The sequence below is a fragment of the Niabella yanshanensis genome (assembly GCF_034424215.1).
GTDB classification, from domain to species: domain Bacteria; phylum Bacteroidota; class Bacteroidia; order Chitinophagales; family Chitinophagaceae; genus Niabella; species Niabella yanshanensis.
Genome location: NZ_CP139960.1, coordinates 184,244 through 200,429 on the forward strand (window position 1 = coordinate 184,244; position 16,186 = coordinate 200,429).

Annotated in this window: 14 protein-coding genes; 10 read left to right on the forward strand and 4 right to left on the reverse strand. The window is 42.9% G+C overall.

The features are described from left to right. Positions 1 to 49 precede the first annotated feature (49 nt). The 6 genes from U0035_RS00655 to U0035_RS00680 all read left to right on the forward strand — a co-directional run bounded on the left by U0035_RS00655 (position 50) and on the right by U0035_RS00680 (position 9,412). Entirely contained in the window at positions 50 to 994 is a 945-nt protein-coding gene (locus tag U0035_RS00655) for a hypothetical protein (protein WP_114791389.1), read from the forward strand. 189 nt (positions 995 to 1,183) lie between these two features. Then, positions 1,184 to 1,360 carry a four helix bundle protein gene (locus U0035_RS00660; protein WP_114791390.1) on the forward strand — a complete coding sequence of 59 codons (177 nt, stop codon included), beginning with the start codon at positions 1,184 to 1,186 and terminating at the stop codon, positions 1,358 to 1,360. 250 nt (positions 1,361 to 1,610) lie between these two features. Beyond that, positions 1,611 to 2,705 carry a protein phosphatase 2C domain-containing protein gene (locus U0035_RS00665; protein ID WP_114791391.1) on the forward strand — a complete coding sequence of 365 codons (1,095 nt, stop codon included), beginning with the start codon at positions 1,611 to 1,613 and terminating at the stop codon, positions 2,703 to 2,705. Between the two features lie 7 nt (positions 2,706 to 2,712). Beyond that, positions 2,713 to 6,759, forward strand: coding sequence for an FtsW/RodA/SpoVE family cell cycle protein (locus tag U0035_RS00670; RefSeq protein ID WP_114791392.1), 4,047 nt, complete (start codon positions 2,713 to 2,715; stop codon positions 6,757 to 6,759). Between the two features lie 117 nt (positions 6,760 to 6,876). After that, a complete protein-coding gene (locus U0035_RS00675) occupies positions 6,877 to 7,764 on the forward strand; it encodes a hypothetical protein (protein ID WP_245957744.1) in 888 nt (295 codons plus the stop codon). Positions 7,765 to 8,041: 277 nt separating this feature from the next. Then, a complete protein-coding gene (locus tag U0035_RS00680) occupies positions 8,042 to 9,412 on the forward strand; it encodes an FHA domain-containing serine/threonine-protein kinase (protein WP_162817899.1) in 1,371 nt (456 codons plus the stop codon). A gap of 41 nt (positions 9,413 to 9,453) precedes the next feature. On the opposite strand, the gene U0035_RS00685 is transcribed toward U0035_RS00680, so the two are convergent. Continuing rightward, positions 9,454 to 10,458, reverse strand: coding sequence for a lysylphosphatidylglycerol synthase transmembrane domain-containing protein (locus tag U0035_RS00685; protein WP_114791394.1), 1,005 nt, complete (start codon positions 10,456 to 10,458; stop codon positions 9,454 to 9,456). A gap of 16 nt (positions 10,459 to 10,474) precedes the next feature. After that, on the reverse strand, positions 10,475 to 10,819 hold the full coding sequence (gene panD, locus U0035_RS00690; protein ID WP_114791479.1) for an aspartate 1-decarboxylase: 345 nt from the start codon (positions 10,817 to 10,819) through the stop codon (positions 10,475 to 10,477). A gap of 54 nt (positions 10,820 to 10,873) precedes the next feature. On the opposite strand from panD, the gene U0035_RS00695 reads away from it, so the two are divergent. The 4 genes from U0035_RS00695 (at position 10,874) to U0035_RS00710 (ending at position 13,897) form a co-directional block, all read left to right on the forward strand. Beyond that, complete coding sequence (locus tag U0035_RS00695; protein WP_162817900.1) at positions 10,874 to 11,074, forward strand: hypothetical protein; 201 nt, start codon at positions 10,874 to 10,876, stop codon at positions 11,072 to 11,074. 390 nt (positions 11,075 to 11,464) lie between these two features. Further along, positions 11,465 to 11,641: a hypothetical protein gene (locus U0035_RS00700; protein WP_162817901.1), complete on the forward strand. Its 177-nt coding sequence runs from the start codon at positions 11,465 to 11,467 to the stop codon at positions 11,639 to 11,641. 23 nt (positions 11,642 to 11,664) lie between these two features. Next, complete coding sequence (locus tag U0035_RS22890; RefSeq protein ID WP_394365427.1) at positions 11,665 to 11,889, forward strand: LytTR family transcriptional regulator DNA-binding domain-containing protein; 225 nt, start codon at positions 11,665 to 11,667, stop codon at positions 11,887 to 11,889. 85 nt (positions 11,890 to 11,974) lie between these two features. Continuing rightward, complete coding sequence (locus tag U0035_RS00710) at positions 11,975 to 13,897, forward strand: SH3 domain-containing protein (RefSeq protein WP_114791396.1); 1,923 nt, start codon at positions 11,975 to 11,977, stop codon at positions 13,895 to 13,897. A gap of 10 nt (positions 13,898 to 13,907) precedes the next feature. Here U0035_RS00710 and U0035_RS00715 read toward each other — a convergent pair whose 3' ends face one another. After that, positions 13,908 to 15,065, reverse strand: a complete 1,158-nt coding sequence (locus U0035_RS00715; RefSeq protein ID WP_162817902.1) for an ATP-binding protein — start codon at positions 15,063 to 15,065, stop codon at positions 13,908 to 13,910. 147 nt (positions 15,066 to 15,212) lie between these two features. Then, positions 15,213 to 16,151, reverse strand: a complete 939-nt coding sequence (fmt, locus tag U0035_RS00720) for a methionyl-tRNA formyltransferase (RefSeq protein WP_245957746.1) — start codon at positions 16,149 to 16,151, stop codon at positions 15,213 to 15,215. Positions 16,152 to 16,186 lie beyond the last annotated feature (35 nt).

Below are 16,186 nucleotides of genomic sequence, written 5' to 3' on the forward strand. Positions count from 1 at the left end.
TAGTAAATGAATAGCAAATAATTACAATCAAAATATTAACTCATAAATTATGCTCAATAAAATAAAAAAGTGGTTATTACCCGATGAAGAGGAGGAGGAAAAGAGGTTGACCAACCAGGTTTTGGTTAACCAGGTGGTCGCATCCTTTAAGGAGACTATTGAAAGAGAATCTTTTAATAAACGGATGATGTACGATTGTAGTTACCTGATTCTGATGCGCCCTGAAGATTATCATCATGCAGAATTAAGACTGGCAGGTATAACCGAGGGCATCCTGGACGAATTTTACAGTCACATCAACGAGAAAAAAAATCAGTATCCCCGTTATGATCCTATTGGCAGTTTCTGGGATTTTCAATATTGCCCCGCTGAAAAAGGAGTGGATAATACCGAGATAGAGCCGGGATCGGTTCAGGTGGTGAGCGCACCTACTTCAGAAAAATCGTGGATGGAATTGTCAAGTGAACAGATTAAAGTTTCGGTAAGCAGTAAGCATTCCAAGTATTCAAAATATGATCTGAATCCTAATACCTTTGCCAATATTGATATCTTATCAAAAGGGCATTTCCGGGTAAAGTTTAATAAAGAGCTTTTCGCTTCGGAATCGAATACAACATCGACAGGTACCAATACTTCTCTGACTCCGAAAAAGGACAAGTTAGCCACTTTGCAGTTTGTGATCAATAAACAGCGCTATAGCTTCCCCATGCGCGAAAAACAGCTAAAGATCACCCGGGCAGTAGAGGGACTTACCAGTACGGCTACTTTGCTTTGTATTAACGAGCCGTCAGGTTCTCTGCAAAAAGAACACGTGATGATAAAATATGAAGAAGGCTCAAGACTATTTTATATCGCCCTCTTTGCCGACGCTTTTGTAAATGAACAGAAGCTGGAGCTGAGTCGTACAGGTGAAACACCGGTATGGCATCCTTTAAAGAATGATTCAACCATAGTATGTGGAATTTTTCAGCTGGATTTTAAAGCGGAAGTGTGAGGAAAGAAAACGGATGACAGTGGACCGATGATGGAAGGGATAGTGCAGATGGCTGGGTAAAAAGGAGAGAGGATGTAAGACAGATGACAGAAGAGAGAAGCCAGATAAACGGGACAGAAGACAGAGGTAGAGTGTAACTGTACAGACAGCGATGTTTTTATGGTTTAATCTATTAATAAAACACGTATTATGACAAATTACAAAAATCTGGAGGTATGGAAGAAATCCATGGAACTTGTAAGGGAGATCTACTTACTTACAAAAACGTATCCCAAAGAAGAGTTGTATGCATTAACGAGTCAAACAAAAAGGGCTGCTGTATCTGTTCCCGCTAATATAGCCGAAGGTTCCGGCAGGAATTATTGAATTGGAAACATTATTAAATATTGCAGTTATGGTTGATATTATCTCTGAAGAGTTATTTGAGCCTTTTGTTTCAAGTATTGGTGAGTGTTTGAAAATATTAAATGGGTTGATTACGTATTATGAAAGGTCTTCTTTAAAGTAAAACTGCCATCTAAAACCTGTCATCTGTAACCTGTCAACTTTTTATGGTGCCTATTCTACTGATCGTATTTATAGTATTAGTGTTTTACCTGCAAACAAAAACAAAGAAATGAGCAGAGCTATTGTATCATATGTGCAAACGGATATTGGCCGCCGGCGCGATAATAACGAAGATAATTTCGTATGGCTATCCGAATTATGGGGAAAGTCTTCTATTGCATTAGTAGGCGCTATCGACGGCGTTGGCGGTTATGAGGGAGGAGAGGAAGCTTCTGCAATGACCAAAAACACTATCGAAAACTATTTGCAGAACTTTAGTTTTGGCGCTCCGCTACAGTTATTGAAAGAAGCGTTTATTAATGCCAACAATGCTATTCATACGCGCCGCGCAGAGGCTAATTTACAAAGAATGAGCTGTGTGGCATCTATGGCGATATTGGATGCTGAGAAAGAGCTGATGTATGTAGCCCATGTAGGAGATAGCAGGGGCTATGTTTTCAGGAACGGCGAGCTGATTAAAATAACCCAGGATCATTCAACGGTAGGTTTTAAAGAAGACAAGGGCTTTCTTACAGAAGAGGAGGCTATGCTACATCCCCAGCGTAATGAGATCAGTAAGATGTTGGGGGAGTATATGATCGACGCCAACGACACCGAAGGCTATTTTGATTTTTTCGAACATAGCTTTTTACCGGGTGATATCGTATTGTTTTGCAGTGATGGCCTTACCGACCTGGTGAACAGGCGAGGTATGATTCATATACTTTCAGGCAACGTAAGCTTAAAGGCAAAAGCACAACAATTAATTGATGCCGCTAATGAGTTGGGGGGCAAGGATAATATAACAATTGCGATAGCAGGTTACGCAGCAAAAGCCCCCGCAAAGAAACGTGCTTATAAGAATACTATAGAAGTGCCCATTAGCGAAGAAGAAGACCTTTTAACTATTATGGATAAAAAGCCTGCACGTAAAAAAAAACAGTGGTTGTGGTTACTCCCGGTAGCGTTCCTGGCGGGATTCCTGGCCAATTGGGCCGGAACAAAAAAAATCCTCCAGCCCGCAAGCGCAGACCGGGTTGACACGGTTTTCATAAAAGACACGATACCTTATTATGATAGTTTGCGAAGAGCCGATACATTGATACAGGCCACAGATACCATTTTCAGCGATACTGCCCGAAACCGTAATACAACCGGCTATTAAGATCATTATGAAGAAAAAACAAAAGATTGAATTATACGCCCGTAATATAGAGCGTTTATTATTGGCTTTTGTAACGCTGATAATGGCAGTGATGGCGTTTAGTTATTATAACCATATCAAAAAAGAGTTGCAGCAGGCGGAGCAGGGATATGTCAACGGCACCGTTATTAATATAACAGCGCCACTAGAAGTAGAAAAACTGAAAAGAATATTTACAAAAGGAGGTTATTTTACTGATGCGCGCTATATCAATTTTATAGCCGGTAATCTGAAACAAAAAGTTGATGAACAGCAGCATCTGCCTAACCTGGGCGCCTTGAATAAAGTCCCTATGTTACAGGATGCTGCTTCATTTTTACAAAGCGGAAGCGAATCGGGTAAGCTCAGGTTTATTAATTCATTGGCAAATTTGGGTGTAGACTCAGCATTGTATGAGCAGGAGAAAACAGCTCCTCAAAAATACCCTTCTCAAGTTAAAGCCGGTGTCACTGAAACCGGTGTATCCATAGGCGGCACCATTCAATTAAATGTAAAAGAAGATACAAGGGTGGGTGGGGTATTGGTAAGGCTTACCCGTATTTACCCGGAAGCCTATTTTGATACTTTGCCCGGAGACGCCTCCTCTATACCAACAGAGTTTTACGCGCGCACTGATGGCGACGGGGACTATGAATTTACCAACCTGGATCCCGACGGAAATTACAGCGTAACTGCTATAAAGCCGGGCTTTAATTTCGGGCCTGCAAAAGGAACTGCGGAAATTGGTTCAGACCGGATCTATGATTTTACGGGGAAGCCGCATCAGCTCAGGCTTTTGGATAAAGTAGAGTACCGGCAGATAAAAAATGACAAAGTACTTACCGTAAGAACGCCGGAGACGTTTCAGAAAGAGTTCTTTACTTATGTGATTTTATTTGTATTAGGTTTCTGGGTACTTCATACAGCGTTATACCTGAAGAATTACCGCAGTGATCAGTTTATACTACCCCTGATCATGTTTATTACCGGTATTGGCATCATGGTGCTTTATAGCGTACAGGATCCTTTGCGGGATGAAGTATATGGTACAGGGATGGCTAAATACATTGCCCTGGTGTTATTGCTGTTTGCTGTATTGGCATTTGTATTTAAGTCCAACCCAGTTAACCGGTTCTACCATTCCAAATGGTTTGACCCGGTTTATAACTGGTTTCCTTTTACCAATAAGTTAAAGGATCCCCGGGGTTTTACATGGTTACTGCTATCCATTGGTTTAATGCTTTTACTGGCTATGTTCGGCACCGGACCAGAGGGAAGTGGCGTGAAAGTGAACCTTTTCGGGTTCCAGGTAAGTGAACTGTCTAAGTACTTCATGGTGGTATTCTTCGCTGCTTACTTTACAGTCAACGCCGGGTATTTCAGAAATATACCGGATAATAGATGGTTAACGAAGAATAACCTGTTGATGTTGGGCCTCTTCTTGTTTTTACTGGCTATTTACGCGGTACTGGGTGATTTGGGGCCGGCGGTGGTTTTATGTCTTACCTTTTTATTCTTTTACTCTTTTGCCAAAAATGAGTTCTTTGAAATGATGGTCACAGCGGCTTTATTTGGCGTATTGTTAATTTTCACCGGTAAATTCCTGAATACTCCTGAACATAATTATCTGCCCTGGCTGGCATTACTGGCATGCGGAGGAACTTTAGCCTATGCTTTTATTAAAAAGAAGCATGAATCGGTATTCTTCATGGTATTGATCATGTCATCATTTATCTTACTCGCTACCTTACCCTTTAAATTTACACAAAGACTGGCCGATAGAAATGGCATGTTTGCCAATATATGGGAAAATCAACTGGTGGGCGGCGACCAGGTGGCACAGGGTGTATGGTCGTTAAATACGGGGGGGATAACGGGGCAGGGACTGGGAAAAGGTTTTTCTAATGTGATGCCGGCGCATCATACCGATATGATCCTGCAAAGCATTGGTGAAGAGTTGGGAACGATCACTTTAATAGCATTGTTTTTTGCGTTAGGATTACTGATGTACCGGTGCATACTCGCGGCAAGGAGAACGGGTAAACCTTTTATGTTTTATATGATGTCGGGTATTGCTATGGCAACCATGCTACAGTTTATGCTGATTGCAGCCGGAACTTTAGGTTTATTACCGCTAACCGGAATTTCCGTTCCGTTTTTAAGTAAAGGGAATGCTGGTGTAATAGTAACATTAATAGCCTTTCTTTTGGTATTGATCATGTCAAACGAGAAAGGTGATGCAATAGAAATGGAATACGTAAAAAAACATTTTGATAATGTAAACGCCTATGCTATTCTTACCTTCTTTACAGTAGTATTGATCTTTACCGGCAGCCTGATCTGGTACCAGGCTAAATCTAATGAATATATAGTAAAACCTGCCTTGGTGCTGAACCGGCAAGGGGCCTGGCAGTATAGTTATAATCCCCGGATTGGCTTAATGCTCAGGGAAATAAAAGCGGGGGATATATTTGATAAGAACGGCGTGTTGCTGGCTACATCCGCCAAAAGCACTTTTCAAAAGAATAAAACCAAATTGGTCAATCTGGGCGCCAATACTTCGTTATACAATGAGCAGTTATCAAGGGAGCAGGATCGTTACTATCCATTTGGCTCCGATCTCCTGTTCTGGCTGGGTGATTACAACAAAGAGATAGCCCGTGAAGAAAGTGCGGGATATGCAGCTGAGTTCAGGCATTTTACAGCATTAAGGGGTTTTGAAGTTCGTTATACTACTGTAGCACGTACCACCAACCGGTATAAGGAGAACAAGTTTTTACCTGAGACTACTGCCGACAATGAGCTGGCGCTTTATGATTACCGCGCTTTGGCTCCTTTTATAAAAGCAGGCAAAGAGAGCGCCTTAATAGCAGCACAAAATAATAAACAAAAAGATATATGGCTTTCGATAGATGTATTGATGAATGAGAAGATCAATGCTATTATCCAAAGTCAGGCTCCCTATAAGAATTTCAGAACTTCAGTCGTAGCCATCAACTCAAAAACAGGCGATGTGTTATCTTCTGCTTCCAACCCTTCGCCATCCTATAAAGATCAGAAACTGATCAGCAATATAGAGCCCGACGATTACCGTAATATTTACAAGCAGATATTCAACGACAGGACGGTAGTGCCACAGGATCTGGGTATTACTTATACGTCCCGGCCTGGATCAACCGTAAAGATCGTTGATGCTTACGCAGCTTTCAACCAGTATGGATTAGGAGCGGCTAACTTTAGCTTCTTTGTTTATCCGGCAGAAGTGATCCGTGCGGACGAACCTTCCAATGAAAATGTTGATATGCGCAAAGCGATCGTTCGCTCCAGTAATGTATATTTCATTAAGCTGGCTAATGAAAAAAAACTGCAGCCTTCGCTCTTTGAAATGTATGATATATTAGGCATGAATATTATTAACCGGGGTGGATTTAATTTTAGTAAACCGCTGGATTATAATAGGGAAGCTAGTTTTAAAGCCTGGGATGATTTTTTGGATAAGGGGCGCGGTATTTATAACACTAAAAGCGCGCGTTTGATGCATACGCGTAAACGCTTTCAATCCAATTACTCCAATATTGCCTGGGGCCAGGGTGAGTTGATGGCTACTCCTTTGCACCTGGCAAAAATGAGTGGTGGAATTGCGAATAAAGATTCTTTACAACCTTCCCGGTTTTTATATAAAGCATGGAACAAGCCCTTGCAACTGGAGCCGGCAGTGGCCTTGGCCAAAAATGCAGGTACAGCCGGCATCATTTCCGGGTTCCTGAAAGAACAATCCGCTAAAATAGCGGCAGCAACGGGTTTGGAAGTATATGGTAAAACGGGCAGTCCGGAGAGGGATAAGTTAATTAGGGTAAAAGACCAGACCATCCGAAAAAGAATTACGGATGCATGGTATACTTTTTATGTTCCGTCTCCAAAATTGGGCGCTCCTGTAGCTTTTGCCATCCGTATAGAAGAAATAGGTAACTCGGAGCACGCCAAACAATTGGCAATTGACATGCTGAAACAATTAAAGGCTGCCGGATATTTTTAGATCGGTTTACAGGTTGATATGTTGATAGCATAAAGGGATGAATATGATGCGCCTGACTTTTCAACTTGTAAACCCTGTCTGCCGACAGGCAGGTTTTCAATTTATAAACTTGACATCATGAGCAACTGGTTTAAAAAAAAGCTACAACAACTATCGGATAAATTGAATGCGGATGAGGAACCGGCTCTTCCCCGGCAATCCGAAGAAAATAATGTAGCGGTGGGTGCACAGACCGGCCGTACCGCATCATTAGATAACGTGGAAGAACTGAAAGAGGTGACAATTGGCGCCATCAACCGGGCCATTAAAATGATGGGCTATGGAAAGAGTACGGTATCTGGCTTTGCTTTTCATTCCCGGTTTGCCGATAACGCCATTGAGAATGTAGCGGTAAGTGCGCTTACTAAAGATGCCGATTTTGTTAAGCAGATCAAGCGTACTTTAAAATCAAGAAATATAGCTTATAAAGATAATTTGTCCATTGAGGTATTGAATAATTCTGCTTTAACGGATAAGGTTACGCCTATCATTGACGGGGTGGGCGTAGAGGTATTGATACCGGGAGAATCACTGCGTAAAATAAAGGCGAGGGTTATCGCTACCGAAGGTATTACCTGGGAGCCGGAGTACCTGCTGGAACCATCGGGTAAGACTTATTTCATCGGCAGGTGTAAAAACCCCAAGATAGATAACGGTCCGAAGATTCATAACGACATAGCTTTCATAGGCAGAGAAGAAAAAGATGAAGAACAGTATCAGATCAACAACTATATCAGCCGGGCCCATGCGCAGATCGTTTTTGATAAAGAACTGGGAGCTTTTAAGATCTACCGTTCCAAATTCCTGAATAATCCGTCGCATAAAATTAAAATATACAATGCGGGCAGGAATGATTTTTTGGGAGTGAGCCTGAACCAGTCTGCAGTACCACATGTTTTAAAAGATGGTGATTCCATTTGTTTCAATGATAAAGTGGTACTGGAGTTTTACTTATTGGAAGGATAGTAGAGTGGAGATGGAGACCAACAGTTCGTCAACCTGGCTTAAGTTGTGAAAAACTCCTTTGGAGACTCCGCCAGAGAATGTAGCGAAGTCGAAAGGTCTCTTTAGCAAAAATGACCATAGCGTTTCGAATTATATGAAAATAATGTATAGTGACAACAGAATCGTCACCTTGAGGGGGAAGGAAGTGGAGTCGAAAGGTTGCGATGGTTGAAAATGATGATAACTTTTGTGGCAATGAATGAATTAATTTTAAAGCTCAATGCTAAGTAAGCGTGTTATGACCGAATTATCTACATCATACGATATATTAAAAGTTTTAGGGCATGGTGGCTTTTCTGCGGTGTTTAAAGCACGTAGAAAAGCAGATGGCGATATTGTGGCCCTGAAACAGCTAGACCTGACTATTGAAAACGAAACCGAGAAAGAATACCGGGATTTCAAGGAAGAAGTGGATATTTTAAAAAAGTTGGATCATCCCAATATTGTAAAAGTTTACGAAGAGCATATACTGGATCATAAACCTTCCCTTGAAATGGAATTTGTTGACGGCGAAACGTTGGAGACGATCCTTAAAAAAGAGAAATATTTTTCGATTAATGATGTGCTGGACCTGACAGAGCAGATAGCCGGCGCGCTAAACTACTGTCATCACTATTACCTGCCTGGCAATACGGTACAGCATACAGAGTCGGCATTACTCAAGAGAAATGCCGTAATTCATAATGATATCAATCCTAAAAATATAATCCGTACACGTAACGGAGATGGTACTTATCGTTATGTACTCATCGATTTTGGACTTTCTTTTACTGACCCCAATGCGGTAAGGCATAGTAAGAAGGAAGAGGGCATGGCTGAGTATAAGTCACCTGAAAAGTGGAGTGGCGCCATGGTCGACGCGCCTTCAGATATCTATAGTTTTGGTATCGTACTTTACGAAGCATTAACAGGTGTGGTTCCTTTTCCCGTAAAAGATTATAAGGTAGCCGGTGATATGATTCAACTGGAGGAAAAGCACCGGAGCTCTGCTATACCCGATATGTGCAAAAGCAGGATTGCTATCCTGAGCGAAAATAATGTGGAAGCCGAATGCGATATCCCCGAATGGTTGGAAATGCTGGTGAAGAAATGCCTGGAAAAATTACCTCAGGATCGTTTTAAAACGGGCCGTGAATTAAGCCAGTTTTATTATGATGGCATTGAGGGTAAAGTAGAGGTCCCGCAGGCAAAAGAGCCGGAGGCAGAAGTAATTGATATCGATCCTCTTGCTGCTAATACTTTAATTTCAACTGAGGGAGCTTACCTGGAAGTGGTGCCTAACTTTCTTACCAGGCCACAACGTTACGCTTTAATAAAAGACAATACCATAGTGGGGCGCTGGAACGACGGAGGTTCTGAGCAAGTAGCTGATTTTGCCATAAAAACCGGGGATAAGTTTATTTCAAAAAATCACTGCCAGATCATCAGAAGACAGCTCTCTGATGGTAGGGTCATTTACCAGCTGGGCGATGCAGGACCGAGCAAAAACGGCACTTTTTATAACACGGAGCGCAACACACACAGGTTGGATCCCCATATTAAAGTATATCTGAAAGAAGGGGACTATTTCTGGATAGGTAATACCCAGGTCTTATTTCATCAGCAATGATCATGGGTAGCAATGTGTAGTAATCCGGAAGTGCGGGGTTATTATGACAGCTTTTGCCTGTTTTTATTATATAACGGTAACCCCACCAAACTTAATCCTCCCACTGCCAGCACCACTACAACCTGTAATAACCACAGCAGCCAGCCCAGAGCCAGGCCCAGGCCCGTACTTAACTGGTAGATAGTCATGGTTTTTTGTACCAGGAAAGCATAGGCTCCGATACCGCCGGGTGTGGCCGCCATAGCAAGCGTGCCCGCGCATAAAACAGTCAGTGCTTCTTTGAGACCATAGTGCATGGTCTCTTCCAGCATTAAAAAGCCAATGTACACACTGGCTGCATATAATACCCATATGGAGATACTTAAAAATACAAAGGCCCAACGTTTCTTTAATGCGCGTATCGAGATAAATCCCTGCCAGATATGCAAGCTGATTTTTCTGAAAATGGCCATGAGGTCGGAGAACTTCCTTTTGGTGATCAGCATCCACAGGAAGGTTAATACCATTACCACCAGCAATGCCAGGCCGATGTAGAACAATAAATTTCCGCTGCCAGCTCCCTCTTTCGCGGGAAAGAATGTAGTAAGGATATTTTGATAGAGATCGGGCTGTATAGCCAATGCCAGTAAAAAAACGGCCAGGAGGGAGACTGTGTCTACCAGCCTTTCCAATATAACGGTACCCACCAGTTTGTCCAGCGGGATTTTTTCGTAACGGGTCAAAGTGCTGCAGCGCAATACTTCGCCCAGGCGGGGCACTGCCTGGTTAGCCAGGTAGCCGATCATTACTGCAAAAAAAGTATTGATCCTGGTAGGAGAATAGCCCAGGGGCTGAATGATCAGCCGCCAGCGCAGGGCCCTTAACCAATGGCTGAGCACGTTGATCAGGATGCCCGGTATAATCAGCCAATAGCGGCCTTTTTCCAGCGCATGGGTGATCTGCAGCCTGTCTTCCGTAGTTAAATCTTTTAAGGACCACCAAATTAAAAACACGCCCAATCCCAAAAAGAATGCATATTGAGATAAGGTAGTTATTTTTTTGGCCATTCAAGAAATGCTGAGGTTATAACTTATTGCCCGACTTAGGGAATATAACTTTAGGCTGATGCGATTTCGCCTCTTCAAAATCCATGATCGCATAAGCTATGATCACGATGATATCGCCGGCCATTCCCTTACGGGCTGCAGGGCCGTTCAGGCAAATCGTTCCGCTTGCCCGTTTACCACGAATTACATAGGTTTCCAGGCGCTCGCCATTGTTGACGTTTACCACCTGAACTTTTTCATTCTCAATTAAACCTGCAGCGTCCATCAGGTCCTCATCAATGGTGATGCTGCCCATATAATCCAGGTTCGCCTCAGTGAGGGTAACGCGGTGGATCTTGGATTTTAAAACTTCTATTTGCATAGCGGCGCAAAGGTAGTGATTTGAATTAAACTGCCCCGTATATAACATCCCCTGATGCAAATTGTTGAAACGAACCCTTGTTGCGGGGTAATACTCAGTAAATCAATTTATTGGGTGGAAAGAAATCCTCCCGGCAGGGAAGAGAATAGTAATCAATACCACTATCAACAGGAAATTAAACTCAATACCATTGTTTCCCCCACCTACTACAAACCAGCCGTTGAGCAAATGAACCACAAAAACGCAGACAATTAATATCATGATCGTTATAATGCAGGCGGGCTTTACCCATTTGTTAATAACGAAACAAGCGGCTGCTGCGATATGGGAGAGCTTAATAGACCAGGCTGTGAATAAACCAACGGAGCTAAACCCAATTGATCGAGGTAGGCGCCAAAGTCTGAAATAGAATGATTTATAATACCCGGAATGCTGTGCATCAATAAAATAATACTTAAAGCTATCCGAAGGAGAAGGGTGTTTACCGGCATACAATCAGTTTTAAGATGAAAATAGCTTTCTAAAGATCGCAAAAAAAGAGCGGATAGTTGAAACCACCCTCTGAGAAAACGCCCGCAGGTAATTCTAACAACAGCTTACCGGGAGTATGCACTGGAAGGATATGATTTAAATGTGGTTGATTACATGCTGAAGTCAATCCAGTTTAATCGCTTTCTGGCGGCGGTTCATAAACTGGCTATGCCGGTACTCAGACCTGTTGCGGCTAATACAGGCGAAAAAGAGCGGCCTTTGCAAAAACAGATTTTCGTAAATATCAATAAAAAAATATCCGGAGTCACCGGGATGAAGTTATTTATATAGAAAGCCAGCGTGAGTATATCAGGATTGTAGCAGATAAGCAGGCCTACCTGGTGAAGTATCAGCTTTCAGATTTCGAAGCACTGCTCGGCCCAGTAGATTTTATAAGGGTACATCGTTCTTTTATCGTATCCAAAGCCCGTGTTAGGGCGTATACGGCCACCGAGATAGAGGTTGAGGCCGGTTCTATTCCCATTGGCAGGAACTTTAAGGAACTCGTTTTCAAAGCCCTGGAAGGCCCGATTTCTTAATTTTGAGACATATTTAATAAATAGCCTGTATTTGCCATTTATCTTTATTGTAAATTCGCGAAGCATTTAAAGGATCAATTTAGATATGAAGAAGTATTTTTTATTGGTAGGTTTTGTTATAACGTCTGGATGGGTAATGGCTCAAAGCGGCAGACTGGTCGCGGAAAAATCAGGTAAAGGTGCTGTGCTGGTGCATCAGGTGCAGCCTAAGGAGGGATTGTATTCGATCAGCCGGGCGTATGGTGTAAAAGTAGCTGATATAGCAGCAGCGAACGGTTTTGATAAAGACAAAGGGTTGTCGATTGGACAGAAAATAAAAATTCCTTTAACTGCCGAAAATCTTTCTAAGAGAAAAGGTAAGACGCCCGTGTATTATGAAGTGTCTGCCAAAGAAACATTAACAAGCATCAGCAGCCGTTTCAATAAGGTATCCGTAAAGGATCTGAAAAGCTGGAATAAAATTAGCGGGGATGCGATTGGCAGGGAAAAAAGTATTATTGTAGGATATTTTGATGGAGCAGCTCCTGCAGCGGCTGCTGAAAAAGAAACAGATCAAAAAGGCAACACGGCTAAGACCGGCACCAAAGCTATGGGGCAGGCGTTGGTTAAAGGAACCAACATTAATATCCGCAAAGGACCGGCCACAGATCAGTCGGTAGTAGGAACAGCCCGGCAGGATGAGGTGTTGGATATTCTTAAAAAAGTGGATGATGAGTGGGCCTGGGTTCGTACTAAAGATGGTGTAGAAGGTTTTGTGGCTTCCCAGTTTTTGGAGACAATAGAAAGGAAAGCCGAAGCTAAGCCAACACGCACCGCAGCAAAAGCTATAGGCACTGCGACGGTTTCCGGCACTAATATCAATATAAGGAAAGGCCCTGCAACAGACCAGGAAGTGATTGGCGTAGCACAGCAGGATGAAATAGTGGATGTACTTAAAAAGGTAAATAGTGAATGGACCTCCATTCGTACCAAAGACGGGACAGAAGGATTTGTGGCTTCCCAGTTTTTAGTTACAGGCGATAAAAAAGCAGCTGCTAAACCAGAAGCGCCTGTTGTTGTTAAGGCAATAGGTAAGGCTACTGTTTCCGGGACAAATATTAATATTCGCAAAGGCGCTGCTACCGACCAGGAAGTGGTGGGTGTAGCGCAGCAGGATGAAGAAGTGGAAGTGCTAAAAAATGTGAATAGCGAATGGACTTCTATTCGTACCAAAGATGGGGTAGAAGGGTTCGTTGCTTCGAGGTTTTTACAAGCCGGGGGCAAGAAGGCTGAACCGGCGAAAGCTGTTGCAGCTACCAAAACAGCCACCGCCTACGGCACCCGCATCAATATCCGTAAAGGTCCTGCTACCGACCAGGAAGTGATAGGTATGGCGCAGGCCGAAGAAGTGTTGACTTATATTCGTAAGGTAAATGACGAGTGGTCAGAAGTGCGCAATGCCGATGGCTCTGTAACTGGTTTTGTTGCAACCCGGTTCCTGTCATTTGATGGACAGCCTTCGGTAGCCGCAGTAGAAGCGGAGGCGTTGGCGAAATCCCAGGCTGAAGCCAACAAAGCAGCTGAGGAAGCAGCGGCTGCAGAAAGGGCGGTAGCAGACGCGAGGAAAAGAGAAGAAGATCAAAAAGCCGAAAGCCTGGTATCGGAAAAAATAACAGCCCGCAATGATGCTGAAACCTCTACGCCTGACGAGGCTGGTTATTTTAAAGCAGATTACCTGAAGATGGTGAATCCCAACCTGGCTTATGAAAAAACCTTTGCTTCGGGTATTTTTAAAACAGATCGTGGCTGGAATGATGGGAAATATTATTTGCTAATGGACAATGCGGCTCCTGGTAGCCTGGTAAAACTGACCAATCCGGCCAATAACAAAGTGGTGTATGCAAAGGTGCTAGGCAAAATGAAAGGTATTCAATACAGCGAGGGATTTGATATACGGATCAGCGAAGCGGCAGCTCAAAAGCTCCAGATTGGTAATACCGATAAGTTTAATGTAACGGTGACCTACTAAAGACCGGAGTTTAGATATCGCCTATATCTCTCCAGGATATAATACTGGTATGCTCGTTTAACGGTTCCGTTTTATTACCGCCGTAAACGAGCATGCTTTGCTTATGGTAGAAATTATTTTTCTGCCAGTAACGAATTCCTGAAAACATAGATGCATTAGTTGCGTGGGCCGCTTTTATTTCAATAGCCAGCGGCTGACCATCTTTCTCGTATACCAGGTCGATTTCATTTCCCGCACTATCCCTAAAGTAATACATCTCGCCTGATAGCCCCTGGTTAGTGTTGTTCTTCTTTATTTCGCTGATGATCCAATTTTCAAAAAGAGCTCCATAGGCATTGTGTTTTTTCAGGTGGGTTATATTGGGTATGCCCAGTAAACGGCATAATAATCCCGTATCATGAAAGTAGAGTTTTGGGCTTTTTAATATGCGCTTATTTAAATTATTATACCAGGGTTGCAGTAAAAAGATAACGTAACTGCTTTCCAACACGCCGAGCCAGGACAGTATCGTTTTGGTGTCTACCCCCACCTGTTTAGCCAGTTCTTCCCTGTTCAATATCTGGCCGGCGTAATTAGCACATAAAAATAAAAACCGGTTAAAGGCCGCCAGGTTATTAATGTTTTTCAGTAGGCGAACGTCGCGCTGTACATAAGTTTGTATATAGCTATTCATCCATATTTCGGGTTTCAGCTTTTCCTGCCATATTTCCGGGTATCCGCCGTTAAGGATATGTTTTAAGAAATTATCTTCGGCCAGTTGGGCATCTTTTAACTCGGCATAGCTTAAGGGCAGCAATGAGATATAGCCCGCGCGACCGGCAAGTGATTGAGATATCTGTTCCTGTAACAGGAAATTATTAGAACCGGTTAAAATGAACTGGCCCCGTTTAGTGCTTTTATCAAGAACTGTCTGCAGGTAGCGAAGTAGTTCAGGTACGCGTTGTACTTCATCAAGTATGGCGCCCCTTTTGTTTTGGTTCAAAAAATTTTCAATATTCTTCAGAACTTGATGTTCGGTAGCCGGACTTTCGAAGTTGAAATAAGCTTTGTCGGGGCATAAAAGCCGGCTTAATGTGGTCTTGCCGCTTTGCCTGGGTCCGGTAACACACAGGGCCCTGAACTGGTTTAGAGATTCTTTAGCTGATTGTAAAATTGCTCTTTCAATCATTAAATTCCATTTTTGCAAAAATATGTAAAAATGGAGTAAGATTCCATTTTTGCAAAAATATGTAAAAATGGAGTAAGATTCCATTTTTACAAAAAAGGCTTCAAAAGATTTAAAAAGATAGTACTGTAAAAGGCCAACCAAATTAAGTTAGAACCGGTAGCCGCGTAAGAAATCTTCTATAAGCATTCTTTTTTTGCCCTCCAGTTGTATTTCGAGCAGGTTCAGCGATCCATCGGAGCAGGCAAGGTGTAAATAAGTTTTCCCGTCTGTAGTAAATTCACCTGCAGCTACGCCGGGCACAACAGGCAACTTTTCAGCACGATAGATTTTTAGTTTTTTTTCTTTTAAAAATGTAAAGGCAGCAGGGTAGGGAGAAAGCCCGCGTATCAAATTATATATTTCTTCAGTCTTTCGTGTCGTGTTAATCTCACAGGTTTCAGTAAAGATCTTAGGTGCATGGCGCAGCGTTTGATCAGTGGACAGTAGCTGCGGCATTTCCCGGAGGCTGCCATCCGCCAGGCCTTTAACCGTTTTCAGCAGTAGCCCAGCCCCAACATGCATCATGAGGTCGTGTATGGTACCTGCGGTATCTGTTTCTTTAATGGGAAAACTTTCCTGCAATAATATATCGCCGGTGTCTATTTCGTGTTGGAGCTTGAAAGTGGTAACGCCGGTTTCTTTTTCCCCATTGATTACGGCCCAGTTAATAGGCGCGGCGCCGCGGTATTGAGGTAGCAGGGAGCCATGGAGGTTGATGGTGCCCATGGGAGGCATATTCCAAACTGCTTCAGGTAACATGCGAAATGCCACACAGATCTGCAGGTCGGCCTTTAATGCTTTTAATTTCTCTAAAAAGGCAGGATTTTTTAGCTTTTCTGGCTGAAGAACGGGCAGGTTTTTGCTAACGGCGTATTTTTTCACCGCGCTTTGCTGTAATTCCATACCCCGGCCCGCAGGTTTGTCGGGAGCTGTAATGACTGCAACAACATTGCAACCTGCTTCCACAAGGACGTTCAGGCTGGTTACTGCAAATTCAGGCGTACCCATATAAATGATACGTAATTTTCTGTACTGATCCTCATTCATGGGCGCGAATATCGTATGCTTTTTTGATAAAAAAC